We start from the raw sequence: 24,403 nt of genomic DNA on the forward strand, positions 1-24,403 counted from the left end.
GCAAGTCTACACCAGCACCTCCTCACAAGCACCCTGAACGCATCGTTTTTATTAAATTAATTGCCGTAAATCAAAAATTGTCGGCACAAATTAAAACAAATATCGCCATACAAGGCTTTTTCTACGCCCACACCACTCCGCTGGTCAGCAGCTCCTCGGCACGCATCAGCGCCGTGGCGAGATCGGGCTGGATGTTGCGCTCGCCCATTTCCGCCGCCAGCCGGGAACCGACCAGCAACCCCATCACCTCGGCCCCGGCACCGCACAGGATCAGGGTGCGCCGCTCTTCGGCCAACCTTTGCCGCAGCGCCGACAGCGCCAGCAGCCCGGTGGTGTCGAGCAGCACCAACCGGTGCAGCTGCAGAATGATCACGCGCGCGTCCGGCGCGTCGTGCAGCGCCCGCTCCACCGTGTCGGCGGCACCGAAGAACAGCGCCCCCTCCACACGGAACGCCGCGCACCCGGGCGGCACCACCTTGCCGGCGATGGAATGGCGCTCGAACAGCTGGGCGTGCTCCGGCCGCAGCCGCTGTACGCTGGTATTGCGCGCCATGCTCTGGATGAAGAACACCGCCGACATCAGCAGGCCGATCTCCACCGCGATGGTGAGATCGAAGGCGACGGTCAGCAGGAAGGTAACCACCAGCACCGCGGTGTCGTGGCGCGGAAACTGCGCCGCCTTGCGGATATCCCAATCGCCCATCTTCAGCGCCACCGCCACCAGAATCGCCGCCAGCACCGCCAGCGGGATGTAGGACGCCAGCGGCGCCGCCACCAGGATCACCAGGAGCAGCAATGCGGCGTGCACCATGCCGGCCACCGGGGTGCGCCCGCCGTTGCTGATGTTGGTGGCGGTACGCGCCAGCGCCCCGGTGGCCGGGATGCCGCCGAAGAACGGCACCACCATATTGGCGATGCCCTGCGCGATCAGCTCCTGGTTGGCGTCGTGCTTGTCGCCGGTGAGGCTGTCGGCCACCACCGCGCACAGCAGCGACTCGATCGCCCCCAACAGCGCGATGGTGAAGGCCGGCGTCATCAGTTCGGACAGCGTCGCCCAGTCCAGCGCCAGGCCAGTGAACGCCGGCAGCCCTTGCGGAATGCCGCCGAACTTGCTGCCGATGGTGGCCACCGGCAGGTGGAACAGCGCCACCGTGACGGTCGCCAGCAGCAAGGCCACGAACGGCGACGGCAACAGCTTGTTGAGCCGCTTGGGCCACAGCAGGATCAGCGCCAGCGACGCCCCCGACACCGCCAGCGTCATGCCGTCGAACTCGGCCAGGCGCGCCCTGAGCGTGGCGACGATGGCGAAGAAACCGGCCGGCATCTGCGCCACCGGCAGGCCGAAGAAGTCCTTGAGCTGGGTGAGGAAGATCAGCACCGCGATGCCGTTGGTGAAGCCGGTGATCAGCGGCATTGGGAAGAACTTGATCACCTGCCCCAGCCGCATCACCCCCATCAGCACCAGCATCATGCCGGCCATGAAGGTGCAGATCAGCAGGTTGGCCACGCCGTACTTGGCGACGATGCCGTAGATGACGACGATGAAGGCGCCGGTGGGGCCGGTCACCGAGAACTTGGTCCCGCCCAGGAGCGACGCCAGGAAGCCGGCGATGACCGCGGTGAAGATGCCGGCCTGCGGCGTCACCCCGCTGGCCATGGCGAACGCCATCGCCAGCGGCAGCGCCACGATCCCCACCGTCAACCCAGCCAGGACATCGTGCCGGAACCCTTCACGGTGATAACCCTTGAGTGCATCGATCAGGCGGGGGCGAAAGCTGAGGTTCAACATGGCGGGCGATCAACGAATTGTCATGAATACCAGCCTACGAGGGAAATGCCCCCGGATGCAAGAGGGCTTTCGGCGGAACGGTGTCCGCTCATTTCTCGGCGTGCTCCTCGGCCACGTGGTACGCCATGTCGGCCAGCATGTCGCTGACGTGCTGGTCGGCCAGCTCGTAAAAGACTTGCCTGGCCCGGCGCTGACCGCGCACCAGCCGGGCGCCGCGCAGCAGCCGCAGGTGGTGGCTGACCAGCGATTGCGACAGCTCGAGGCTCTGCGCGATGTCGCCGACCGAACGCGGCGCGTCGAGGCAGGAGAACAGGATGCGCAGACGCGTCGGGTCGCCCAGCAGCCGGAACGTTTCGGCCAGCACGGCGATGTCGGCCGGGGAAGGGAGGGTGGGCCGGCTCACGGCGGACGTCCCTGCTGGCATGGTCCAGGATGGGCCGGGTCCGGATGGGTCGGACCGTCGGGTTCAGGGGCGGCCCCGGCGTGGCCCACTGGGTGGCCGGCATCGTCATGGGGGGCAAGGTGGCAGGCGCCGGCTTCCGTCTCGGGCCAGTCGATGGCGACGGTGGCATGGGCGATGCCGAAACGCGCCACCAGCTCCACCTCGACGGCCTGCACCAGGCGGCGCGGATCGGCCTCGGCGCGCGGCTCGACGTGCAGCGTGGCCAGCACCCGGCCCGAGGTGATAGACCAGACGTGGACGTGGCGCACGTTGGCGAGCTCCGGCACGGTCTGGCGCAGATGGCTGGCGATGGCATCCGGCTGGGCGTGCTCCGGCGCCCCTTCGAGCAGGATGTGCAGCGAGTGGCGCAGCAGCGACCAGGCGCTGTAGAGGATCAGCAGTGCGACGAACACCGACAGGAGCGGGTCGATCGGCGTCCAGCCGGTGAAGTAGATGACGACGGCGGCGGCGATGGCGGCGACCGAGCCCAGCAGGTCCCCCAGCACGTGCAGCACCGCGCCCTTGATGTTGACGTGCTCGCTGTCGCCGCGGCTCAGAATCCAGAACACCAGCAGGTTGACGAACAGTCCGATGGTTGCGACGCCGAACATCGGGCCCGCCAGCACCGCCCCCGGGTGGCGGAAGCGGTCGATGGCCTCGATGACGATCCAGAGCACGATGACAAACAGGGTGATGGCGTTGATCAGGGCGGCGATCACCTCGAAGCGCAGGTAGCCGAAGGTGCGCTTGGCGTCGGCGGCGCGCTTGCCGAAGCGGAAGGCACCGTAGGCGAGCGCCAGCGCAGCGGCGTCAGTCAGCATGTGACCGGCGTCGGCCAGCAGGGCCAGCGAACCGGACAGCAGACCGCCCGCCACCTCGACCACCATGAAAGCGAAAGTGACCAGGAAGGCGATCAGCACCTTGCGCTGATTGTCGTCCCCGACCGTCGGCACATGGGCGTGATCGTGATGATGGTCATGACCGTGCGGGTGATCGTGATGGGAATGGGGCATCGGCCTGCTCCGCGACGAATGGGCACAAATATCAATACCTGTTCATGTATTTTATATCGCATCGGGGCACGGCAGCCCAAGCCTTCCCGGAGCCACCTTGCCGTACTGGGCATCGTGCCAACCGAAAGACCCTGCCTCTCGCCCTGCCCGGGATGTATCCAGGACGAACTCGATGATGCCTCGTCGCCCCAGGCGTCGCCCGGGGGCGTTGGCGTCTTCGGCCAGCGCGGCCAGGCGGCGGGGGAATCGGTTTTGCTGCGGCGCCCGGTTGGAGAGCCGCCGGCTTGTCGCTAGAATGCGCGGGGGTATGGCGGCCCACGACTCGGCGCGGATGCCGGCTTCCGGAGCGAGGACCGCCTCGTCGCCATGGCGGCTTGCGCCTCGACGACCGCAGGCGGGATCGCACCACTCGTCTCGCTCGTGCCGGGACGGCGGCGCTGGCCGCGGCTAGCGCCGCCGTGGGGCGATACCCCCCTCCGGGCTCGTTGGCCTGGAGAAAACGAAGCCGGGTCTGCCCGCCCGATGCGCCCGCGCTGACGGCCATCCCTGGCACCGGCCCGAAACCCCACCCATAATCCTTCCACCCCCCGCTAGAGGTGCCGGCCGAGGCCGGCAAACGCATCATGCTCACCACCATCGTCGTCATTTTTCTCATCGTCTACCTTGGGATGATTCTCGGCGGGCTACCCTTCCTGCAACTGGACCGCACCGGGGTCGCCCTGCTCGGCGCCATCGCACTGATCGGCGTCGGCGCGCTGAGCTTGGAGGAAGCGGTGGCCGCCGTGCACCTGCCCACGGTGATCCTGCTGTTCTCGTTCATGGTGGTGTCGGCGCAGATGCGTCTCGGCGGCTTCTACGACTGGGTGACGCACAAGCTGGCGGCGCTGGCGCTGGGTCCGGCCGGACTGCTGGGAGTCCTGATCGTGGTGGTGGCGGCGCTGTCGGCGGTGTTCAGCAACGACATCGTCTGCCTCGCCGTCGCCCCGGTGCTGATCGACGCCTGCCAGAAGCGCCGCCTCGCCCCGACGCCCTACCTGCTGGCGCTGGCCTGTTCCGCCAACATCGGCTCCGCCGCGACGCTGATCGGCAACCCGCAGAACATGCTGATCGGCCAGACCCTGGGGTTGTCATTCGACGGTTACTTCCTTGACGCCATTCTCCCGGTGAGTGTCGGGCTGCTGGCGTGCTGGGGGCTGATCGCCTGGCAGACCCGGGGGCGCTGGACGGACGGCGCGGCGCTCGTCCCGCCCGCCGCCCTGCACGAGGCGCGCACCGAGGCGATTGCCTTCGACGCCTGGCAGACCACCAAGGGGCTGGCGGTGGCCGGCGCGCTGCTGGTGGCGTTCCTGGTGGCGCCTTGGCCACGCGAGCACATGGCGCTGATCGGCGCCGGCCTGCTGCTGATGAGCCGCAAGCTGCATTCGCGCAAGATGCTGGGGCTGGTGGACTGGGAGTTGCTGATCCTGTTCATGAGCCTGTTCGTGGTGAACCACGCGCTGCAGCGCACCGGGGTCACAGCGCACGCCATCGCCCTCCTCGCCGCCGCCGGCGTGCACCTGGATCAGCTGGGCTCGCTGTTCGGGGTCACCTTTGTGCTCTCCAACATCGTGTCCAACGTCCCCGCCGTGATGCTCTTGCTGCCGCTGGCCCATCATCCGATGGCCGGCACGCTGCTCGCCCTGGTCAGCACGCTGGCCGGCAACCTGCTGATCGTCGGCAGTATCGCGAACATCATCGTGGTGGACGCCGCGGCGCGACGCCACATCGACATCGACTGGCGCGGCTACGCGCGCGTCGGGGTGCCGGTCACCGTGGTCACCCTGGCCATTGCCGGCATCTACCTGGCGCTGCGCCTGCACCTGGCCACGGGCTAGGGCGAGCCGCCATGCCGGACGGCGGGGGCAGGCATCGAATAAGGCACGTGGTAAACTGCTAGGATTGAGAGCGCGACGACACCCTGCATGGCGCGCCACGCAATGGCACGATTCTTCCCAGAACGGAACATCATGAAATCTCTGCTGACCTGTCTGGCCCTCGCGGCCCTGCCCTTCACCACGCTGGCAGCGCCGGTGGTGGAACTGATCACCAACAAGGGCAACATCGAAATCACGCTGGATTCGGCCAAGGCGCCGAAGACGGTCGACAACTTCGTGGCCTACGTCAAGGCCGGCCACTACAACGGCACGGTGTTCCATCGCATCATTGACGGCTTCATGATCCAGGGCGGCGGCTTCGACGCCAAGCTGCAGCAGAAGCCGACGCGCGCGCCGATCGCCAACGAGGCCAACAACGGCCTGAAGAACGACATCGGCACCATCGCCATGGCACGCACCAACGATCCGAACTCGGCCACCGCGCAGTTCTTCATCAACGTGGCCAACAACGACTTCCTGAATTACCAATCGTCCACGCCGCAAGGCTGGGGCTACGCCGTGTTCGGCAAAGTGAGCAAGGGCATGGATGTGGTCAACCGCATCGCCAAGACCCGCACCGGCTACATGAACGGCATGGGCGACGTGCCGTTCGAGCCGATCGTCATCCAGAAAGCCATCCTGAAACCCTGATTAGGACAAGACTAATGATCAAACTGACCACCACCTTCGGCGACATCGTGCTGGAACTGGACGCCGAGAAGGCGCCGATCACCGCCGCCAACTTCGAGCAGTACGTCAAGGACGGCCACTACGACGGCACCATCTTCCACCGCGTGATCAACGGCTTCATGATCCAGGGCGGCGGCTTCGACGCCGACTTCAAGCAGAAGCCGACGCGCGACACCATCAAGAACGAGGCCAACAACGGTCTGTCCAACAAGACCTACACCGTGGCCATGGCGCGCACGCCGGACCCGCACTCGGCGTCGGCGCAGTTCTTCATCAACGTGTCCGACAACGATTTCCTCGACTTCAAGTCGGAAAGCGCGCAGGGCTGGGGCTATGCCGTGTTCGGCAAGGTGGTCGAGGGCACCGACGTGGTCGACCGTATCAAGGGCGTGAAGACCGGCCGCCACGGCGGGCACCAGGACGTGCCGGTGGACGCCGTGCTGATCACCAAAGCCGAAATCATCTGAGTCTGAGCCGCTGGTAAAACCCTCTTGGCGTTGTTGCGCTCGCGTGCGAATCTCTGATTCGCTCAGCAAACATTTGCCGTACTACTTGCATGTAGCTTCGCTGAAACTTCGGCTACGTCTCGTTTTCTGCAGCCGTGCGCCTAGCCAAGACCGCTATGCTGGGTTTTGTTAGCGACTCTTTAATGTCCGGCCGCCTCAGCGGCCTTTTTCGCTTATGGCCATCCATTTCATTTCCGACCTGCACCTGAGCGAGGATGTCCCCGCGCTCAATCGCCTGTTCGCCACCACGCTGGCGGACTGGCGCGGCAAGATCGACGCGCTCTACATCCTCGGCGACCTGTTCGAGGTGTGGGTGGGCGACGACGACCGCTCGCCGTTCATCGACGAGGCGCTGGCGGTGCTGCGCGACTTTGCCGCCGTCACACCGCTCTACGTACTGCGCGGTAACCGCGACTTCCTGCTGGGCGAGGAGTTTGCCCGCGCCAGCGGCGCCACGCTGCTCGAGGAGCCAGCGCTGATCGAGGCCTACGGCCGCCCTTACCTGCTGGTGCACGGCGACGCCGAGTGCAGCGACGACACGCCCTACCAGCAGTTCCGCGCCATGGTGCGCAACCCGCAATGGCAGCAGGCGATGCTGGCGCGGCCGCTGGCCGAGCGCCACGCCATCGCGCGCCAGGCGCGCGGCATGAGCGAGGCGGGCAAGGCCAGCACCGGCCTGTCGGCGATTTCCGACGTCACCGACAGCGCCATCGAGGCCTTGCTGGCGGCACACGGCTGGCCGACGCTGATCCACGGCCACACCCACCGTCCGGCCACGCACCGTCACGGCGACGGCACGCATCAGGCCGAGCGCTGGGTGATCGCCGACTGGCACGGCGCGCGCGGCGGCTACCTGCGGCTCGACGAGAGCGGCCTGTCGGCGCACCCGCTGGGAGCCGGCGAGAGCTGCTGAGCAAACCCACTTGGCGTCGTTACGCTCGCGGGCGAATCTCGACAGAGGCTCGCCCAGCAAGCACGTGCCACACTGCTAGCATGCCGCGGCGCAGAAACGTCGGCGTCACCCGCATTTTCCGCGGCCACACACCGCGGCACCGGGGGTTGCCGGCGGAGCCAAGCCGGCGACGCGTCCCGGATCAAGGGGCCGCTCGCGACGATGTCCTCCATCTGCTCCGCCTCACTTCGAAAGGTTGGCCGAAGCCCGTCTCAAACGCGGCTTCGGCCAACCTTTTTGCTGTTTTTCATGCCATTCGAGGGTAAACCCGCAAGGGCAAGCCCCAAATGACGACGCGTTCCGTCCTGATTAGAGTTCGAGCACAGTCCAGTCTTTCTGGATAACAACGCTCAAAAGGGCCAACACCGGCGGCGACCGGTGCCGCCCTCAACCAAAACAATCAGGAGAGAACATCATGTGGTCTCAGGTTTACGATCCGCTGGGCAACCCCTGGCTGTCGACTCTGTGCGCTGCGCTGCCGGTCATCGTGCTGCTCAGCGCTCTCGGCATTTTCCATATCAAGGCGCACATCGCCGCGGTGATGGGGCTGGTGGCCTCGTTGCTGGTGGCGATCGGCATCTTCGGCATGCCGGTGGACATGGCGATGAGCGCCACCTTGATGGGCGCGGCCAATGGCCTGCTGCCGATCGGCTGGATCATTCTGAACGTCATCTTCCTGTACCAGCTCACCGAGCGTAAGGGCCAGTTCACGGTGCTGCGCGAGAGCATCACCAGCGTCACCAACGACCGCCGCCTGCAGCTGCTGCTGATCGCCTTTTGCTTCGGTGCGTTCTTCGAGGGCGCCGGCGGCTTCGGCACTCCGGTGGCCGTGACCGGCGCCATGCTGATCGGCCTGGGCTTCTCGCCGCTGGCCGCCTCGGGCCTGTCGCTGATCGCCAACACCGCGCCGGTGGCGTACGGCGCGCTGGGCACCCCGATCAACACCCTGGCCAAGGTGACCGGGCTCGACGTGATGTCGATCTCGTCGATGGTCGGCCGCCAGATGACCATCTTCGCCGTCATCGTGCCGTTCTGGCTGCTGATCGCCTTCTGCGGCTGGAGAAACACCCTGCGTATCTGGCCGGCCGCACTGGTCGCCGGCCTGTCGTTCGCCATCCCGCAGCTCTTGGTCTCCAACCTGATGGGGCCGGAGCTGGTAGCCGTGATCGCCTCGGTGTGCTCGATCACCGCGCTGGTGGTATTCCTCAAGGTATGGCACCCGAAAGAGGTGTTCACCTCCACCTTCGGCACCATGGGCGGCGCCAAGGTCGCGGCCGCTGACGCCGGCACCGCCAAGCGCGGCAGCCACGGCTACAGCGGCGGCGAAGTGCTGCGCGCCTGGCTGCCGTGGATCATCCTGTCGGTGATGGTGTTTGCCTGGGGTTCGCCGTCGGTGAAGAAGGTGCTGGACACCATCTTCACCCTGGACATCCAGTGGCCGGGCCTGCACAACCTGGTGCAGAAGATGCCGCCGGTCGTGGCCGAGCCGCACCTGGAAGCCGCCATCTACAAGCTCAACCTGCTCTCCACCACCGGTACCGGCATCCTGGTCGCCGCGCTGCTGTCCGGCCTCTTGATGGGCTACCGTCCGGGCGAATTGGTGAAGGTGTACGGCGAGACGTTCTGGTCGCTGCGCTACTCGCTGGTCACCATCGTCGCCATGCTGGCACTGGGCTACCTGACCCGCTTCTCCGGCGTGGACATCACGCTGGGCCTGGCGTTCTCGCACACCGGCATGTTCTACCCGTTCTTCGGCACCCTGCTGGGCTGGCTGGGCGTGGCGCTGACCGGCTCGGACACCGCCGCCAACGTGCTGTTCGGCGGTCTGCAGAAGGCCTCGGCACAGCAGCTCGGCCTGTCGCCGGTGCTGATGGCGTCGGCCAACTCCGCCGGCGGCGTGATGGGCAAGATGATCGACGCGCAGTCCATCGTGGTCGCCTCCACCGCCACCCAGTACTATGGCAAGGAAGGCGTGATCCTGCGCTACGTGTTCCTGCACTCGCTGGCGCTGGCCGGCATGGTGGGGCTGGTGGTGAGTGCCATGGCCTACCTGCCGCCGTTCACCCACCTGGTGCTGTGGCCGTAATCGCCGCTCCGGCGACAAGATCAAAGGCTCCCCGCGGGGAGCCTTTTTTGCGTTTGCGGCGCACGGCTCATGCCGTGCCGGATGCTGCCTCGCCGCTTCAGCCCCTCACGGGCCCCCTCGATTCCCCTGATCAGAAACACGACAAAGTAATAAACTGGCGGTATCCACCTTGGCCGATCGAGAGAAGGAACCACCATGAGGATGCTTGGGCAGGGCGGGCCACGCTTGGCGGCGACGGCCCTCGCCCTGCTGCTGACCGCCTGCAGCCAGGACACCGACCACGCCTACCAGGGCTATATCGAGGGCGACTACCTCTACCTCGCCGCCCCCGCCGCCGGCTACCTGCAGACGCTCGATACCGCGCGCGGCAGCCGGGTGCAGCCCGGCACCGCGCTGTTCGCCATCGCCCCCGACCCGGAACAACAAGGGCTGCAGGAGGCCGAGGCGCGCGTGCAGTCGGCCGAACAGAAACTGCAGAACCTGCAAGAACCGCGCCGCCCGCCGGAAATCGCCGCGATCGAGGCCCAGCTGCAATCGGCCGAAGCCGCCCTGCGCCTGGCTGCCACCCAACTGCGCCAGCAACAGGCGCTGGCGCGCCGGGGCTTCATCTCGCAGGCCAGGCTCGACGAGGCCACCGCCGCCCACGACCAGGCCGTGGCCCAGGCCGACGCGCTGCGCCAGCAGCTGAAAAGCACGCAGATCGCCCTCGGCCGGCCGCCCGAAGTACGCGGCGCCCGCGCCGAGCTCGAGGCCGCGCGCGCACAGCAGGAGCAGAAGCGCTGGCAAGTTGAGAAGAAGGCGGTGCGCGCCCCGGCCGCGGGCGAGATCGTCGAGACCTACTACCGCCCCGGCGAATGGGTGCCGGCGGGCCAGCCGGTGGCGAGCCTGTTGCCGGACAACCGCCGCCGCCTGCGCTTCTTCGTACCGGAAAGCGTGGTCGGCACACTGCGCCCGGGCCAGGCGGTGGAAGCACACTGCGACGGCTGCCCGGCGCCGATCCGCGCCACCGTGGCGTTCATCGCCGCACAGGCCGAGTACACCCCGCCGGTGATCTACAGCCGCGGCAGCCGCGAGAAACTGGTATTCCGCGTCGAGGCCTACCCGGCGCCGCAGCAGGCCGCCGCGCTGCGTCCGGGGCTGCCGGTGGACGTGAGTCTGGTCGGGAGGTGACATGGAACTCGCCATCGATGTCCACGGCCTCAACAAGCATTTCGGCGACAAGCACGTGGTGCGCGACCTGTCGCTGCAGGTGCGCGAGGGCGAGATCTACGGCTTTCTCGGCCCCAACGGCAGCGGCAAGACCACCTCGATCCGCATGCTGTGCGGCCTCTTGACGCCGGACAGCGGCAGCGGGCGCTGCCTGGGCTACGACGTACTGACGCAAAGCGCCGAGATCAAGCGCCAGGTCGGCTACATGACGCAGAAATTCTCGCTGTGGGACGACCTGACCATCGCCGAGAACCTCGACTTCGTGGCGCGCATGTTCGGCATGCGCGGGAGGCGCGAAGCGGTGGACCGAGCGCTCGACGATCTCGGCCTGGCCGGGCGCCGCAACCAGCTCGCCGGCACCCTGTCCGGTGGCTGGAAACAACGCCTGGCGCTGGCCGCCTGCCTGCTGCACCAGCCGCGGCTGCTGCTGCTCGACGAGCCCACCGCCGGCGTCGACCCCAAGGCGCGGCGCGACTTCTGGGAGGAAATCCATCGCCTGTCGGCGAGCGGCATCACCATCCTGGTGTCGACCCACTACATGGACGAGGCCGAGCGCTGCCATCGCCTCGCCTACCTCTCCTACGGCAATCTGCTCGCCGCCGGCACCGCCAGCGAAGTCATCGCCGCGCAGCAGCTGGCCACCTGGGAGCTCAGCGGCCCCGACGTCACCGGCCTGGGCGAAGCGCTGCGGCAGCTGTCGGGGGTGGAACAGGTGGCGAGCTTCGGGGCGCGCCTGCACGTCAGCGGTGCCGACGCGGCCCTGCTGGAGCCGACGCTGGAGCGCTTCTGCCGCGAGCACGGGCTGCGTCTGGCACAGGTCGACTCGACGCTGGAAGACGTCTTCATCCAGCTCATGCGCCACCGCCCCGACCCGCTGGAGGCCGCGTCATGAGACGCTTGACCCTGTCCCTCCCCTCTCTGCAGCGCTGGCTCGGCATCGTCGTCAAGGAATTCATCCAGCTCAAGCGCGACCGGCTCACTTTCGGCATGATCATCGGCATCCCGATCATCCAGCTCTTGCTGTTCGGTTTCGCCATCAACTCCGACCCCAAGCACCTCCCCACCGCGGTGGTGATGGCCGAAGCGAGCCCGTTCGCGCGCGCCTACCTCGCCGCGATGCGGAACAGCGATTATTTCGATCTGGTGGGCAGCGTCGAGAGCGAGGCCGAGGCCGCGCGCCTGCTCGATCGTGGCGACGTGCAGTTCGTGGTCACCTTCCCGCCCGGCTTCCAGCGTGCGCTGGTGCGCGGCGAGCAGCCGAGCCTGCTGGTCGAGGCCGACGCCACCGATCCGGTGGCGGCAGGCAGCGCCATTTCCGTGCTCAACCATCTCGGCAACGAGGTGTTCACCCCGGACCTGCCCGGCTTTCACCCGCCGGGAAAACAGCTGATCGAGCTGCGCCTCCACAAGCGCTACAACCCGGAAGGGATCACCGCGTACAACATCGTGCCGGGACTGATGGGCGTGATCCTGACCATGACCATGGTGCTGATGACCGGGCTCGCCATGACGCGCGAGCGCGAGCGCGGCACCTTCGAGAACCTGCTCGCCACCCCGGCCACGCCGCTCGAGGTGATGACCGGCAAGATCGTGCCCTACATCCTGATCGGGCTGATCCAGGTGTCGCTGGTACTGCTGGCGGCGCGCTGGGTGTTCGACGTACCGATGCTGGGCAGCCTCGTGCTGCTGTACGCTGTGGTGCTGCTGTTCATCTGCGCCAACCTGACGCTTGGCATCACCTTCAGCTCGATCGCGCGCAACCAGTTGCAGGCGATGCAGATGACCTTCTTTTTCTTCCTGCCCTCGATCCTGCTGTCGGGCTTCATGTTCCCGTTCCGCGGCATGCCGGAGTGGGCCCAGGCCATCGGCAACTGCCTGCCGCTGACCCACTTCCTGGTGCTGGTGCGCGGTATCCTGCTCAAGGGCAACGACGTGAGCCTGCTGTGGCCGCAGGTGTGGCCGATCCTGGCATTCATGGCGGTGGTGCTGGGGGTGGGGCTGAAAACCTTCCGCCGCACGCTGGACTAGGAGCCGCCAATGAAACACTGAAGCGTGATAGTCCTACTAAAACCTCGGATTAATGCTCAACGACAGCATAGCCGACAGCTGGCACAACAGCCTTCCTGAGCTTTGCTGCAACTCATTGAAAGCATCCTGTACGATTTGCATATCGCGCTGACTGGTGGGCTCATGGCCAATAATGCCTGCAGCCAGCAGGCGAGCAATCACATCACTGGTCAATAAAAAAGTGTCCTTCCCGGCCAAACGTAAAAATCCGGCAGCCGAGCGCCCACCCAGGCGAGAGCCACGTTTGGCCAGCAAACGCCATAAGCCAATGATGTTGGTACTCGGCCAATTAGCAATGAACTCACCAAAGCTGCTGCCATGCTCCTGGCGAATATCCAGGATAAACTGGGCATTTTTGGGAATAGTTTTTAGCTTGGTGCGATCACGGATAATCCGGTCATTTTTCATATGACTTTCTATATGTTCCGGGCTGAGCAACACCATTTGCTCGGGTGCAAAGCCCGAGAAGGCTTTTTCAAACGCAGGCCATTTGGCATCGACCACCGAGTGTTGTATTCCAGCCTGAAATATCCGCTGGCTCATGGCAGAAAGATAGCGATCATCGCCCTTATGCTTTAGCTCTTCAGGCGTGAGCGCTTTAGGCAGAAAAGCCTCCATGGCCTCGTCAGATTCAAACCGCTTGCGTACTGTGTCGTACAGCCAGCGATAGTTAAAGACCATGCTTATTTCGTTCTGTTTCAGCATCTAATGCCCCATGTAATTTGACCGGACTTTGTGATACAGATTGCGTGAAGGAAAGCCACAAGTGCAGAGAAGCCATTTCACATTCGAAGGGAGCGTGACACTCAAAGCCCTTTCAACTTGCTGCAGCGACGCTTCACTTTCTTGCTTTCGGCCTAGCAAGAGAGCTTTGTGCTTTTGTACCAATTCAGCAACCGTGTCATGTGCGGCCTTGCAGGCTAACGCACTAGCTCAGCGGGCGGCGCAGCCGTCCGCTGGAGCAACCTGTTAGGCAGCCGGCCTCGCTTAGTCGCAACCATACGGACCATAGTCATCTGGCCACTTTTCCCGGTGGCGAACCCTTTGAAGACCGACTGCGGCATGGATGACGTCGCAAAGCGCCGAGCCATGTGAGCCGACAAGATGTCGTTCGAGTCCAAGAGGATAGCTGTACCCGACTCCTACGAACTGAGGAACTGCTCCGCATAGTGGGCATGCTGCCTTGCCCATTTCGTCGGGCACAGTCAACTTGATAACTCGCTGTGCCGCTACGTGGCGCCATGTTTTGGATTCCTCGCGTGTTAAGTCGTGAGGCGGATCGACGGCGTCGCGATACGGTTCAGGGATGAGAGAAATGACTGCGCGGCGAAGGCGCCACATCTCCTCGCGCATCCTGCTCATGCGCGCTTCCGGCAAAAGGGTCGGATCCAAACTAGGGCGACTGCGTGTCACGGACGTCCTCCTTATGCCTAGGAATAGGCACCCTAAAAGGTGTGTTTACAGGCACCCATCATGGCGTGCCATGATTAATGATTTTAGCATAAGCATGCACCAACTTTATGTTGGACAAACCTTATCCTGATTTTAGACACCCTAAAATGTCGGGCAACTACACCACTCCCGAAGAATCACCCCGGAAACGTCTGTTGGATGAAGTCCGTGATCGCATTCGGCTCAAGCATTACAGCATCCGCACTGAGCAGGCCTATCTGGATTGGGTCAAACGCTTCATTCTGTTCCATGGCAAGCAGCATCCACGGAGCATGGGAAAGCCCGAGATTGAAGCCTTTCTGAGCTACCTGGCCGTCGCGCACAGTGTATCGGCCTCCACTCAGAATCAGGCCAAGTCGGCACTGTTGTTTCTCTATCGAGAGGTCCTGGGAGTCGAATTGCCCTGACTGGAAGACATCGAGCAAGCGAAGACGCCCAAACGGCTGCCCGTCGTGTTGACCGAGTCAGAAGTCCAGGCAGTACTGGCACTGCTGTCAGGCACATGGCAGTTACTCGGGCATTTGTTGTATGGCCGCAGCTTGCGCCTGATGGAAGAGGTGCGCCTGCGAGTAAGAGATGTCGACTTCAGCCCGCGCGAAATTCTGATGCGAGAAGGAAAGGGATTCAAGGATCGCCGGCAAGTAATGGGGCAGGCAGTATATTTTCCTCTCCTCCCAGCTTTCGATCGACCCACGCGCGGGGGAGACGCCCCATCGTTTTATCGGACAGCTTTGTCAGCGGCTGGCTTCCCGCGCTGCCACCAGCCGCACCAGCGTGATTTCCGACGGCGCGCCGAAGCGTTTCGGCGGCCCCCAATAGCCGGTGCCGCGGCTGGTATAGACCCACAGCGCGTCGAGGCGGTGCAGGCCGGCGGTGTAGGGTTGTTGCAAGCGCACGAACAGGTTCCACGGCCAGAACTGCCCGCCGTGGGTGTGGCCGGAGAGTTGCAGGTCGAAGCCGGCCGCCGCGGCCGCCGGGGCGCTGCGCGGCTGGTGGGCGAGCAGGATGCGCGCACCGGCGGCCTCGGGCGCCCCCTCGAGCGCGGCGTGCGGGTCGCTGCGCTGCGCCGGGTCGAAATGATGCGCGCCGTAGTCGGTGACGCCCGCCACCACCAGTTCGGCTTCGCCATGGCACAGCACCACGTGCTCGTTTTCCAGCACCCGCAGCCCCAGCCGGCGCAGCTCCTCGACCCAGGCAGCGGCGCCGGAATAGTACTCGTGGTTGCCGGTGACGAAGTAGGCGCCGTGCCGTGCCGTGAGCCGACTCAGCGGCGCGGTATGCGGCGCCAGTTGCTCGACGCTGCCGTCGACCAGGTCACCGGTCACCGCGACCATGTCGGCCTCGAGGCCGTTCACCGCCGTGACGATCGCCTCCAGGTAGCCGCGCTTGATGGTGGGGCCGACGTGGATGTCGCTGATCTGCGCGATGGTGAAGCCGTCGAGGGCGGGAGGCAGGCCGGCCAGCGGCACCTCGACCTCCACCACGCGGGCGCGGCGGCGTGCGTTCACCAGGCCGACCAGGCTGACCAGCCCCGCCAGCAGCGGCACCGCCAGCGCCGAGTCGCGCACCAGCGGTGGCAGCTCTGCGGCCGGCAGCGCCAGGGCGGCAATGCCCAGCACGATGTCGCGCAGCAGCGTCAGCACCAGCAACGACGAGAACACGCCCATCAGCAGCAAACCGGCCCAGGCCAGGCGGTCGGCCAGCGGCTGGCGTTCGATGCCCCGCGCCATCAAGCCAAGCGGCATCAAGACACAGGACAGCACCAGCGCCAGTACCCCCAAGCCCCGCCCCACCGTGCCGAGCGGCAGATCGGGCAGCAGGCGCACGCCGATATAGGCGTGCAGCAACAACAGCAGGCTGGACGCCACGACAATGAAACGGCTTGGCCGCATCACGACTCCTCGATTCAGATCATCGCCCTGGCGCTGGCCATGAGGCACGGCGACACCGCCGCGCGCGCAGGGACACCAACGGGTTGGACATCGATGCCTTCGGCATGGTTCGCGCCGACACCGTCAACACCAGCCAAGTTGGCCGAAGCCCGTCCGCAACCACGGCGGGCAAGCCCGGCAGACATCCCTCCCTCAGCTGGAACAGCTGACGCTGATCTCTTCCGCCCACTCCGGCGGAAAACCGGCGTACGCCTCGAACTCGGGCTGCTCGTCGAACGGTTTTTCCAGGCAGCGCGCCAGACGCTCGATCTCGCTGTAGTCGCGCTCGTCGCGCGCCTTGGCGATCGCCGCCTCGGCCAGGTAGTTACGCAGGATGTATTTGGGGTTGACGCGGTTCATCTGCAAGGCACGCTCCGTATCGACGCTGCCCTCCCAGGCCAGCCGCTCGCGGTAACGCCGGGCCCAGGCGTCGAACTGCTCGCGCTCGACGAACAGGTCGCGGATCGGATCGTTAAGCGCGTCGTCCTGGCGGAAGCCGGCCAGACGGCGGAAGAAGATGGTGAAGTCGGTGCGGTGCGCATGCAGCGTCAGGAATAGGCTATTGATCAGGTCGGCATCGTCTTCGTACTCGGCGGTGAGACCAAGCTTGGCACGCAGCCGCATCAGGTGTGCCGCCTCGAAGGTGTCGCGGTAGGTGCCGAGCACCGCCACCAGCTCCTCCTCGCTCACCAGCGGCAGCAAGGCCGAGGCCAGGCAGTGCAGGTTCCACAGTCCGATCTGCGGTTGCTGGTTGTAGGCGTAGCGGCCGGCGTGGTCGGAGTGGTTGCAGATATGCGCGGCGTTGAAGCCGTCGATGAAGCCGAACGGGCCGTAGTCGATGGTCAGGCCCAGGATGGACATGTTGTCCGAGTTCATCACGCCGTGGCAGAACCCCACCGCCTGCCACTGCGCGATCAGTTCGGCGGTGCGCCGCGTTACCTCGGCGAACAGCGCCAGATAAGGGTTGGCGGCCTCCTGGCAGGCCGGGTAATGGTGGCGGATGACGTAGTCGGCCAGCACGCGGATTTCGTCATGCATGCCGCGGTGGTAGAACAGCTCGAAGCTGCCAAAACGCAGGAAGCTCTCTGCCACCCGCGTCACCACCGCCGCGGTTTCCGTGGTCTCGCGGTACACCGGCTCGTCCGAGCCCATGATCGCCAGCGCCCGCGTGGTGGGAATGCCGAGATGGTGCATCGCCTCGGAGCAGAGAAACTCGCGGATGCTCGAGCGCAGCACCGCGCGGCCGTCGCCCATGCGCGAGAACGGCGTCAGACCGGCGCCCTTGATCTGCCACTCCATCAGGCGCCCATCCGGCGCCTTGGTATCCCCCAGCAGCAAGGCGCGGCCGTCACCGAGCTGCGGCACGTAGACACCGAACTGGTGGCCGGAATAGATCGCCGCCACCGGCCGCATATCGGGGCGCAGAGCCGAACCGCTCAGCACACCGACGGCGTCGGCAGCGAGCAGCGACTCGCCGGCCACGCCGAGCTCGGCCGCCAATGGACGGCTGATGGCGACCGGGTAAGGGTCGGGCAAGGGGGTAGGATCGACGCGGCGGTAGAACGCCGGCGGAAGTGTCTGGAAACGTTGGCCGAAGCCGAGTGAGGAAAAGGCGTTCATGCCCCATTCTAAACATTGGAGCGCACTATAAACACCTGACAAGCAAGAGGGTTTTTGACGGCCCGAGCCGGGCGCGGCCCCCGCGTCAGCGCTGCTTCCAGGCGTGGCGCATATCGTGAGCCGCCTTGACCGTCGCCGACGAAAAGCTGGTCGAAGCGAAATGGCCCACCTGGCGCGACGCCTTCGACAACGCCCCGTACGAGACATCACCCAATTGCAGCGCCTGGCGCACCACCGCCATGGAAGGGTGCAGGCTGTCGTGCTCCAGCTTGTCGAGCACGGCGCGGTTCAGCGCCGCCACCCATTTCTCGGTCACCTGCATCAGGCGATGCTGCGAATCGAACGGCACCTGGCTCAGCGACACCCCGGCCAGCACGGCACTGTCGAGACGGCGCTGGATTTCGTTCTCCGCCAGGGGATAGGCCGGTTTCAACGCCGCCGACCAGCTCTGGTAGACGTCGCGCTGCGCATCCAGCCAGCGCCGCTGGCTGGCTTCCAGAGCCTTGAAATAGGCGGCCAGCGTACCGGCCATCAACTGATAGGTCATGCCAGCCTCCCGGGAGGGAATCATCAATGCGGGGACGCCGGTCCAAGCTGCCAGACCGCCGCCAGTTCCTCCAGCAACACATCCAGAATCAGATCGCCGACGCGGTCGGCGGGGTAGACGAACTGCAGCTCGGCCAGCTTGCAGATGCCCGGCACGATGGTCACCAGCCCCTTGTCGGCGGCCACCTGCGCCTCATCGGCACGCGCCAGCGCCAGCCCGACGCCGGCACAAACCATGTCGAGAATGGTGTTCACATGGTCGCATTCGGCGACCTTCTTCGGCGAAATGTTCAGTTCCCGCCACAATTCGGCGGTGATCTTGTGCAGGCTGGAGAATTGCGAAATACCGACCCACGGCAGCTTGCCCAGCTCCTTGGGCACCGTGATGTCGACCCGGCTCTCCCAGCCCTTGGGCATCACGATGACGAAGGGCAATTCGGTCAGCAGCACCGTGTTGACGTTGACGTAGGGGTTCTTGCCCAGATAGAAGCCGGCGTCCAGCTCCTTCTTGCGTACCAGGTTGAGAATGCCGCCGGTCACGCCGTGCTGCAGGCGCAGGTCGAGCAGCGGGTATTTCTCGGTCAGGCGCGCCACCCACGCCCCCAGCTTGAGGATTTCCGGCGTCAGCGACACCCCGATCAGCGCCTTGCCGGACAATTGCCCCTTGAGGTGGCGGGCGTGATTGAGGATGTCCTTGGCCGATTCGAGGATCGACTGCGCGCGCGGCAGCAGCTCCTGCCCCGTCCGGGTCAGCATCACACCGCCGGTGGTGCGCTCGAACAGCGCCATCCCCACTTCCTCCTCCAGCGCCTTGATCTGGGCCGTCACCGCCGGCTGCGACAGGTGCAGCAACTCCGCCGCCTGCGTCAGATGGCCCTGCTGGGCCACCGTGACAAAGGTACGCAACTGATAGATTTCCATTTAGCTCTCGTTCGCAAGCACCGGGCTGTCTGTGTTTTTCTATGGCCCCGACCCGGCGGGGAACCTATTGTTGATCCATCGGAAAGACGAGACAAGCCCCCGTACGCATCGGCGCAACACCGGGATAACCCCGATTGCAAAATGGCTTAAAGCTATGACAGCCATTCCCAGCCCCTTGTTTTCCATGGACTTTTTTACGCCACATCGTTCCGGCTAATTTCCTCCATCAAAAAAAACGATTACCCCCCTTCCACGAGGCAAACCAAGCATCCGCTCAGCAATAAGTACTTGTTTTTATTTAATTTTTGCGTCGCAACATCCGCTCAACAAATTTTCCTGATCAGAAAAAGCGATTAGCCGCCCCCACCCGCTCCTCGTAAGGTTGCAACAGCGGTCGACGGATCGCCATCACAAAGGAGGATGCAATGAACGAAGATGTTCTGAAGCGCGTGCAATCCAACCCCAAATTTTTAGAGCTCGTTCACAAGAAGACGAGCCTGGGTTGGACGTTGAGCGCAGTCATGCTGGTGATCTACTACGGATTCATACTGTTGCTGGCGTTTGCCCCGAAAGTGCTCGGCACGCCGCTCGGTGAGGGCAGCGTGACCACCGTGGGCATTCCGATCGGCGTACTAATCATCCTGTCGGCCTTCGTGCTGACCGGCATCTACGTGCGCAAGGCCAACACCGAATTCGACCAACTGAACCAGGAAATCGTTGAGGAGGCAAAACAATGAAAAAACCCCTGACCACCCTGGCCTTGGCCGGCCTCGCGCTGGCGCCGGCGCTGGCGTTTGCCAGCGGCGCCATAGAAGGCGACGTAGAGAAACAGGCGACCAACTGGCACGCCATCATCATGTTCTTCCTGTTCGTCGCCTTCACCATGGGGATCACCTACTGGGCCGCACGCCGCACCCGCTCCGCCAGCGACTTCTACACCGCCGGCGGCGGCATCACCGGCTTCCAGAACGGCCTGGCGATCGCCGGCGACTACATGTCGGCGGCCTCCTTCCTCGGCATTTCCGCCATGGTGTTCGACAAGGGCTTCGACGGCCTGATCTACTCCATCGGCTTCCTGGTGGGCTGGCCGGTGATCCTGTTCCTGGTCGCCGAACGCCTGCGCAACCTGGGCAAGTTCACCTTCGCCGACGTCGCCTCCTACCGCCTGCAGCAGACCCCGGTGCGGACCTTCGCCGCCACCGGCACGCTGGTCGTGGTAGCGCTGTACCTGATCGCGCAGATGGTCGGTGCCGGCAAGCTGATCCAGCTCTTGTTCGGCATGAGCTACTCGTCCGCTGTGGTACTGGTCGGCGTACTGATGGTGCTGTACGTGACCTTCGGCGGCATGCTCGCCACCACCTGGGTGCAGATCATCAAGGCCGTCATCCTGCTGTGCGGCGCCACCTTCATGGCGTTCATGGTGATGTCCTCGGTCGGTTTCAGCCCTGAAGTCCTGTTCCAGAAAGCCACCGCCATCCACGCCAAGGGCATCGCCATCATGTCCCCGGGCAAGGCTGATCCGATCGATTCGATCTCGCTGGGTCTCGCCCTGATGTTCGGTACCGCCGGCCTGCCGCACATCCTGATGCGCTTCTTCACCGTGTCCGACGCCAAGGAAGCCCGCAAGTCGGTGTTCTTCGCCACCGGTTTCATCGGCTACTTCTACATCCTGACCTTCATCATCGGCTTCGGCGCCATCATGCTGGTGCTCAACCAGCCGCACTTCATGGAAACCATCGTGAAGAACGGCAAGGAAGTGACCCAACTGGTAGGCGGTTCCAACATGGCGGCCATCCACCTGGCCAACGCCGTGGGCGGCGACCTGTTCCTGGGCTTCATCTCGGCCGTTGCCTTCGCCACCATCCTGGCGGTGGTTGCCGGCCTGGCCCTGTCCGGTGCCTCGGCGGTGTCGCACGACCTGTACGCCTCGGTGATCAAGAAGGGCAAGGCCAACGAAGCCGACGAAATCCGCGTCTCCAAGATCACCACCGTGATCTTGGGCGTGGTCGCCATCGTGCTGGGCCTCTTGTTCGAAAAACAGAACATCGCCTTCATGGTCGGCCTGGCGTTCTCGATCGCCGCTTCGGCCAACTTCCCGGTGCTGTTCCTGTCGATGTTCTGGAAGGGTCTGACCACCCGCGGCGCCGTGATCGGCGGCTTCATCGGCCTGATCTCGGCTGTGCTGCTGATCGTGTTGGGCCCGGCAGTGTGGGTCGACGTGATGAAACACGAAACCGCCCTCTTCCCGTACAAGAACCCGGCCATCTTCTCGATGCCGCTCGCCTTCGTCTTCACCTGGCTGTTCTCGGTGCTGGATAACTCCAAACAGGCCAGCGACGAGAAAGCCCAGTTCGACGCCCAGTACGTCCGCGCCATGACCGGCATCGGCGCCAGCGGTGCGTCCAAGCATTAATCGCAACTCAAAGCCTGCCGTACCCTCCGGGGTACGGCAATAGGCACGCTACAAGGAGAACACAATGTCCACCCTCGAATCGATCCTGAAAGAAACCCGCAGCTTCCCGCCCTCCGACGACTTCCGTCGCAAGGCCGGCATTTCCGGCATGGAAGCCTACAACGCGCTGTGCGAGCAGGCTGACGATCATTACCTGTCGTTCTGGGGGGACTTGGCTCGCGAACTGATCACCTGGAAGAAGCCGTTCTCGCGCGTGCTCGACGACAGCAACGCCCCGTTCTTCAAATGGTTCGACGACGGCGTGCTGAACGTTTCCTACAACTGCCTCGACCGCCATCTGCCGCTCAATGCCAACAAGATCGCGCTGATTTTCGAAGCGGATGACGGTGACGTCACCCGCGTTACCTACGCCGAACTGCACCGCCGCGTCTGCCAGTTTGCCAACGGCCTGAAGAGCCTCGGCATCGAGAAGGGCGACCGCGTGGTGATCTACATGCCGATGGTGATCGAAGCCATCGTCGCCATGCAGGCCTGCGCCCGCATCGGCGCCATCCACTCCGTGGTGTTCGGCGGCTTCTCCGCCGGCGCCGTGAAGGACCGTATCGAAGATGCCGGCGCCAAAGCCGTCATCACCGCCAACGAAGGCCTGCGCGGCGGCAAGACCGTTCCGCTCAAGGCCACCGTCGACGAAGCGCTGGCCATGGAAGGCACCTCCAGCGTCAAGAACGTCATCGTCTACCAACGCACCAACGGCGGCGCCAACTGGACCGAAGGCCGCGACGTGTGGTGGCACAAGCTGGTCGAAGGCCAGTCCGAAGCCTGCGAACCGGAATGGATGAACGCGGAAGACCCGCTCTTCATCCTCTACACCTCCGGCTCCACCGGCAAGCCGAAAGGCATCCAGCACAGCACCGCCGGCTACCTGCTGGGCGCGGCCAACAGCTTCCGCTGGGTGTTCGACTACAAGCCGAACGACGTGTTCTGGTGCACCGCCGACGTGGGCTGGATCACCGGCCACTCCTACATCTGTTACGGCCCGCTCGCCAACGGCGCCACCCAGGTCGTGTTCGAAGGCGTGCCGACCTACCCGGATGCCGGCCGCTTCTGGAAGATGATCGAGAAGCACAAGGTCACCACCTTCTATACCGCGCCGACCGCCATCCGGTCGCTGATCAAGCTGGGCGCCGATCTGCCCAAACAATACGACCTCTCCAGCCTGCGCCTGTTGGGCACCGTGGGCGAGCCGATCAACCCGGAAGCCTGGATGTGGTACTACGAAGTGGTCGGCGGCAGCCGCTGCCCGATCGTCGACACCTGGTGGCAGACCGAAACCGGTTCGGTGATGATCGCCCCGACCCCGGGCGCGGTACCGACCAAGCCGGGCTCGTGCACCCTGCCGCTGCCGGGCATCATGGCCGACATCGTCGACGAATCCGGCGCCCAGGTGGAACCGGGCCGCGGCGGCTTCCTCGTCATCAAGAAGCCGTTCCCGAGCCTGGTGCGCACCATCTGGAACGACCCGGAGCGCTTCAAGAAGACCTACTTCCCGGAAGAGTTCAACGGCCAGTACTACCTCGCCGGCGACTCCGCCAACCGTGACGAAAACGGCTACTTCTGGATCATGGGCCGCATCGACGACGTGCTGAACGTCTCCGGCCACCGTCTGGGCACCATGGAAATCGAATCGGCGCTGGTGGCCAACCCGCTGGTGGCCGAAGCCGCCGTGGTCGGCAAGCCGCATGAAGTGAAAGGCGAAGCCGTGGTGGCCTTCGTGGTGCTGAAGGGCGCCCGTCCGGAAGGCGACGAGGCCAAAAAGGTCGCCGCCGAGCTGAAGAGCTGGGTGGCGCACGAGATCGGCAAGATCGCCCAGCCGGACGACATCCGCTTCGGCGAGAACCTGCCCAAGACCCGCTCCGGCAAGATCATGCGCCGCCTGCTGCGCTCGCTGGCGCGGGGCGAGGAAATCGTGCAGGACGTCTCCACGCTGGAGAACCCGCAGATCCTCGGTCAGTTGAAGGAAACCGTGTCTTGATACCAACTACCTGTTCCTGATGTATCTGTCTGTGTGAAACAGGACTTTGCCCGGCACCCGCCGGGCTTTTTTTTGCGCTCTCCGTTCGCCCCTTCCCTACCTCCGCCGCAAGCTTCGGCCAACCCCGACGCCCGCCTCGCACGGCCGTCGCGGGCGAGTCACTTCACCGTCGGCCCCCGGCCGATGACCTCGCGCGCGGCAACGCTACACCTTGTGCGTCGACAGCAAAATGCTGGTCTCGGTCGATGCGATGCCGGGGATCAGCCGGATGCGCCCGAGCACGCGGTCGAACTGTTCCAGGCTGTCGGCGCGCAGTTCGGTCACGATGTCCCAGCGCCCGTTGGTCGAATGCAGGGTCTGCACGTTGGGATCGCCGCGCAGCGCCTGCAGCACCGACGGTGCCTTGTTGCCTTCCACTGCAATGCCCATCCACGCCCTGATGCGGTGGGTTTCCGCCTCCGGCTTGAGCCGGACGGTGTAGCCCACTATCACCCCCGTCTCCTCCAGCTTGTTGATCCGGTTCTGCACCGTCGCCCGCGACACCCTCAGCTTTTCCGCCAAGGTCGTCACCGACATGCGCGCATCGTCCCTCAGCAGGGCCAGCAACTGACGATCAGTATCGTTCATTTACAAAACGCCAATTCAACATATCAATTCGAAAAATATAGGGAGAATTTGCGAAGTTTGCCAACTTTTTGCCAACAAGGTACCGGTCCACAATAGCGGCAAAACTGTGATCGACATGGCCCGTGAGCCACCAGCGATGTCGACCCGATCTGGCCCCTGCCGGACATACGAACGGCCCCTGACCCCCACCCTCC

At 64.6% G+C, this 24,403-nt stretch carries 21 protein-coding genes; 12 read left to right on the top strand and 9 right to left on the bottom strand.

The genetic code is table 11. The annotated features are described in order from the left end of the window. Positions 1-121: 121 nt before the first annotated feature. From B9N72_RS05700 to B9N72_RS05710, 3 genes are all read right to left on the bottom strand, one after another. A complete protein-coding gene (locus tag B9N72_RS05700) occupies positions 122-1,789 on the bottom strand; it encodes a SulP family inorganic anion transporter (RefSeq protein ID WP_085275460.1) in 1,668 nt (555 codons plus the stop codon). An 88-nt stretch (positions 1,790-1,877) separates the two neighbouring features. After that, complete coding sequence (locus B9N72_RS05705) at positions 1,878-2,192, bottom strand: ArsR/SmtB family transcription factor (RefSeq protein WP_085275461.1); 315 nt, start codon at positions 2,190-2,192, stop codon at positions 1,878-1,880. After that, the gene (locus tag B9N72_RS05710) at positions 2,189-3,244 is read right to left on the bottom strand and encodes a cation diffusion facilitator family transporter (protein ID WP_085275462.1); all 1,056 of its coding nucleotides are present in this window, start codon (positions 3,242-3,244) and stop codon (positions 2,189-2,191) included. The genes B9N72_RS05705 and B9N72_RS05710 overlap by 4 nt, the downstream gene beginning before the upstream one ends. A 623-nt stretch (positions 3,245-3,867) precedes the next feature. On the opposite strand from B9N72_RS05710, the gene B9N72_RS05715 reads away from it, so the two are divergent. From B9N72_RS05715 to B9N72_RS05750, 8 genes are all read left to right on the top strand, one after another. Beyond that, positions 3,868-5,118 carry an anion transporter gene (locus tag B9N72_RS05715; RefSeq protein WP_085275536.1) on the top strand — a complete coding sequence of 417 codons (1,251 nt, stop codon included), beginning with the start codon at positions 3,868-3,870 and terminating at the stop codon, positions 5,116-5,118. A gap of 132 nt (positions 5,119-5,250) precedes the next feature. After that, complete coding sequence (locus B9N72_RS05720; protein WP_085275463.1) at positions 5,251-5,808, top strand: peptidylprolyl isomerase; 558 nt, start codon at positions 5,251-5,253, stop codon at positions 5,806-5,808. Positions 5,809-5,822: 14 nt separating this feature from the next. Continuing rightward, a complete protein-coding gene (locus tag B9N72_RS05725) occupies positions 5,823-6,314 on the top strand; it encodes a peptidylprolyl isomerase (protein WP_085275464.1) in 492 nt (163 codons plus the stop codon). A gap of 214 nt (positions 6,315-6,528) precedes the next feature. After that, entirely contained in the window at positions 6,529-7,266 is a 738-nt protein-coding gene (locus B9N72_RS05730) for a UDP-2,3-diacylglucosamine diphosphatase (protein ID WP_085275465.1), read from the top strand. 454 nt (positions 7,267-7,720) lie between these two features. Beyond that, positions 7,721-9,391 carry an L-lactate permease gene (locus B9N72_RS05735; RefSeq protein ID WP_085275466.1) on the top strand — a complete coding sequence of 557 codons (1,671 nt, stop codon included), beginning with the start codon at positions 7,721-7,723 and terminating at the stop codon, positions 9,389-9,391. 195 nt (positions 9,392-9,586) lie between these two features. Then, a complete protein-coding gene (locus B9N72_RS05740; RefSeq protein WP_143477757.1) occupies positions 9,587-10,561 on the top strand; it encodes an HlyD family secretion protein in 975 nt (324 codons plus the stop codon). A gap of 1 nt (position 10,562) precedes the next feature. After that, positions 10,563-11,492 (top strand): ABC transporter ATP-binding protein, encoded by a 930-nt coding sequence (locus B9N72_RS05745; protein ID WP_085275468.1) that lies wholly within the window; start codon positions 10,563-10,565, stop codon positions 11,490-11,492. Continuing rightward, positions 11,489-12,628 (top strand): ABC transporter permease, encoded by a 1,140-nt coding sequence (locus B9N72_RS05750; RefSeq protein ID WP_085275469.1) that lies wholly within the window; start codon positions 11,489-11,491, stop codon positions 12,626-12,628. The genes B9N72_RS05745 and B9N72_RS05750 overlap by 4 nt, the downstream gene beginning before the upstream one ends. 36 nt (positions 12,629-12,664) lie before the next feature. Here the strand turns inward: B9N72_RS05750 and B9N72_RS05755 are convergent, their stop codons facing one another. Continuing rightward, complete coding sequence (locus B9N72_RS05755) at positions 12,665-13,372, bottom strand: DNA-3-methyladenine glycosylase I (protein WP_085275470.1); 708 nt, start codon at positions 13,370-13,372, stop codon at positions 12,665-12,667. Positions 13,373-14,226: 854 nt separating this feature from the next. Here B9N72_RS05755 and B9N72_RS21220 point away from each other — a divergent pair. Next, positions 14,227-14,526 carry a site-specific integrase gene (locus B9N72_RS21220; RefSeq protein WP_200810879.1) on the top strand — a complete coding sequence of 100 codons (300 nt, stop codon included), beginning with the start codon at positions 14,227-14,229 and terminating at the stop codon, positions 14,524-14,526. A gap of 327 nt (positions 14,527-14,853) precedes the next feature. Here the strand turns inward: B9N72_RS21220 and B9N72_RS05770 are convergent, their stop codons facing one another. The 4 genes from B9N72_RS05770 to B9N72_RS05785 all read right to left on the bottom strand — a co-directional run bounded on the left by B9N72_RS05770 (position 14,854) and on the right by B9N72_RS05785 (position 19,137). Beyond that, positions 14,854-16,011, bottom strand: coding sequence for a metallophosphoesterase (locus B9N72_RS05770; protein ID WP_085275472.1), 1,158 nt, complete (start codon positions 16,009-16,011; stop codon positions 14,854-14,856). A 192-nt stretch (positions 16,012-16,203) separates the two neighbouring features. Then, a complete protein-coding gene (locus tag B9N72_RS05775) occupies positions 16,204-17,670 on the bottom strand; it encodes a protein adenylyltransferase SelO (protein ID WP_085275473.1) in 1,467 nt (488 codons plus the stop codon). Between the two features lie 85 nt (positions 17,671-17,755). Then, positions 17,756-18,217, bottom strand: a complete 462-nt coding sequence (locus tag B9N72_RS05780; RefSeq protein WP_085275474.1) for a hypothetical protein — start codon at positions 18,215-18,217, stop codon at positions 17,756-17,758. A gap of 23 nt (positions 18,218-18,240) precedes the next feature. After that, positions 18,241-19,137 (bottom strand): LysR family transcriptional regulator, encoded by an 897-nt coding sequence (locus B9N72_RS05785; RefSeq protein ID WP_085275475.1) that lies wholly within the window; start codon positions 19,135-19,137, stop codon positions 18,241-18,243. Between the two features lie 425 nt (positions 19,138-19,562). On the opposite strand from B9N72_RS05785, the gene B9N72_RS05790 reads away from it, so the two are divergent. The 3 genes from B9N72_RS05790 to acs all read left to right on the top strand — a co-directional run bounded on the left by B9N72_RS05790 (position 19,563) and on the right by acs (position 23,582). Then, the gene (locus B9N72_RS05790; RefSeq protein ID WP_085275476.1) at positions 19,563-19,874 is read left to right on the top strand and encodes a DUF485 domain-containing protein; all 312 of its coding nucleotides are present in this window, start codon (positions 19,563-19,565) and stop codon (positions 19,872-19,874) included. Beyond that, complete coding sequence (locus B9N72_RS05795) at positions 19,871-21,550, top strand: cation acetate symporter (protein ID WP_085275477.1); 1,680 nt, start codon at positions 19,871-19,873, stop codon at positions 21,548-21,550. Before B9N72_RS05790 ends, B9N72_RS05795 begins: the two co-directional genes overlap by 4 nt. 64 nt (positions 21,551-21,614) lie before the next feature. Further along, complete coding sequence (gene acs, locus B9N72_RS05800; RefSeq protein ID WP_085275478.1) at positions 21,615-23,582, top strand: acetate--CoA ligase; 1,968 nt, start codon at positions 21,615-21,617, stop codon at positions 23,580-23,582. 204 nt (positions 23,583-23,786) lie between these two features. Here the strand turns inward: acs and B9N72_RS05805 are convergent, their stop codons facing one another. Then, positions 23,787-24,209 (bottom strand): Lrp/AsnC family transcriptional regulator, encoded by a 423-nt coding sequence (locus B9N72_RS05805; protein ID WP_085275479.1) that lies wholly within the window; start codon positions 24,207-24,209, stop codon positions 23,787-23,789. Positions 24,210-24,403: the final 194 nt, after the last annotated feature.

It is taken from the genome of Pseudogulbenkiania subflava DSM 22618 (assembly GCF_900177275.1).
GTDB classification, from domain to species: Bacteria; Pseudomonadota; Gammaproteobacteria; order Burkholderiales; family Chromobacteriaceae; genus Pseudogulbenkiania; species Pseudogulbenkiania subflava.

What these genes read in the sequence shown, in the direction of transcription:
- acs (WP_085275478.1), top strand. Translation starts at nt 21,615, where the DNA reads ATGTCCACCCTCGAATCGATCCTGAAAGAAACCCGCAGCTTCCCGCCC.
- B9N72_RS05775 (WP_085275473.1), bottom strand. Translation starts at nt 17,670, where the DNA reads ATGAACGCCTTTTCCTCACTCGGCTTCGGCCAACGTTTCCAGACACTT.
- B9N72_RS21220 (WP_200810879.1), top strand. Translation starts at nt 14,227, where the DNA reads ATGTCGGGCAACTACACCACTCCCGAAGAATCACCCCGGAAACGTCTG.
- B9N72_RS05755 (WP_085275470.1), bottom strand. Translation starts at nt 13,372, where the DNA reads ATGCTGAAACAGAACGAAATAAGCATGGTCTTTAACTATCGCTGGCTG.
- B9N72_RS05740 (WP_143477757.1), top strand. Translation starts at nt 9,587, where the DNA reads ATGAGGATGCTTGGGCAGGGCGGGCCACGCTTGGCGGCGACGGCCCTC.
- B9N72_RS05745 (WP_085275468.1), top strand. Translation starts at nt 10,563, where the DNA reads ATGGAACTCGCCATCGATGTCCACGGCCTCAACAAGCATTTCGGCGAC.
- B9N72_RS05785 (WP_085275475.1), bottom strand. Translation starts at nt 19,137, where the DNA reads ATGGAAATCTATCAGTTGCGTACCTTTGTCACGGTGGCCCAGCAGGGC.
- B9N72_RS05730 (WP_085275465.1), top strand. Translation starts at nt 6,529, where the DNA reads ATGGCCATCCATTTCATTTCCGACCTGCACCTGAGCGAGGATGTCCCC.
- B9N72_RS05710 (WP_085275462.1), bottom strand. Translation starts at nt 3,244, where the DNA reads ATGCCCCATTCCCATCACGATCACCCGCACGGTCATGACCATCATCAC.
- B9N72_RS05700 (WP_085275460.1), bottom strand. Translation starts at nt 1,789, where the DNA reads ATGTTGAACCTCAGCTTTCGCCCCCGCCTGATCGATGCACTCAAGGGT.
- B9N72_RS05720 (WP_085275463.1), top strand. Translation starts at nt 5,251, where the DNA reads ATGAAATCTCTGCTGACCTGTCTGGCCCTCGCGGCCCTGCCCTTCACC.
- B9N72_RS05790 (WP_085275476.1), top strand. Translation starts at nt 19,563, where the DNA reads ATGAACGAAGATGTTCTGAAGCGCGTGCAATCCAACCCCAAATTTTTA.
- B9N72_RS05735 (WP_085275466.1), top strand. Translation starts at nt 7,721, where the DNA reads ATGTGGTCTCAGGTTTACGATCCGCTGGGCAACCCCTGGCTGTCGACT.
- B9N72_RS05795 (WP_085275477.1), top strand. Translation starts at nt 19,871, where the DNA reads ATGAAAAAACCCCTGACCACCCTGGCCTTGGCCGGCCTCGCGCTGGCG.
- B9N72_RS05725 (WP_085275464.1), top strand. Translation starts at nt 5,823, where the DNA reads ATGATCAAACTGACCACCACCTTCGGCGACATCGTGCTGGAACTGGAC.
- B9N72_RS05750 (WP_085275469.1), top strand. Translation starts at nt 11,489, where the DNA reads ATGAGACGCTTGACCCTGTCCCTCCCCTCTCTGCAGCGCTGGCTCGGC.
- B9N72_RS05770 (WP_085275472.1), bottom strand. Translation starts at nt 16,011, where the DNA reads ATGCGGCCAAGCCGTTTCATTGTCGTGGCGTCCAGCCTGCTGTTGTTG.
- B9N72_RS05715 (WP_085275536.1), top strand. Translation starts at nt 3,868, where the DNA reads ATGCTCACCACCATCGTCGTCATTTTTCTCATCGTCTACCTTGGGATG.
- B9N72_RS05805 (WP_085275479.1), bottom strand. Translation starts at nt 24,209, where the DNA reads ATGAACGATACTGATCGTCAGTTGCTGGCCCTGCTGAGGGACGATGCG.
- B9N72_RS05780 (WP_085275474.1), bottom strand. Translation starts at nt 18,217, where the DNA reads ATGACCTATCAGTTGATGGCCGGTACGCTGGCCGCCTATTTCAAGGCT.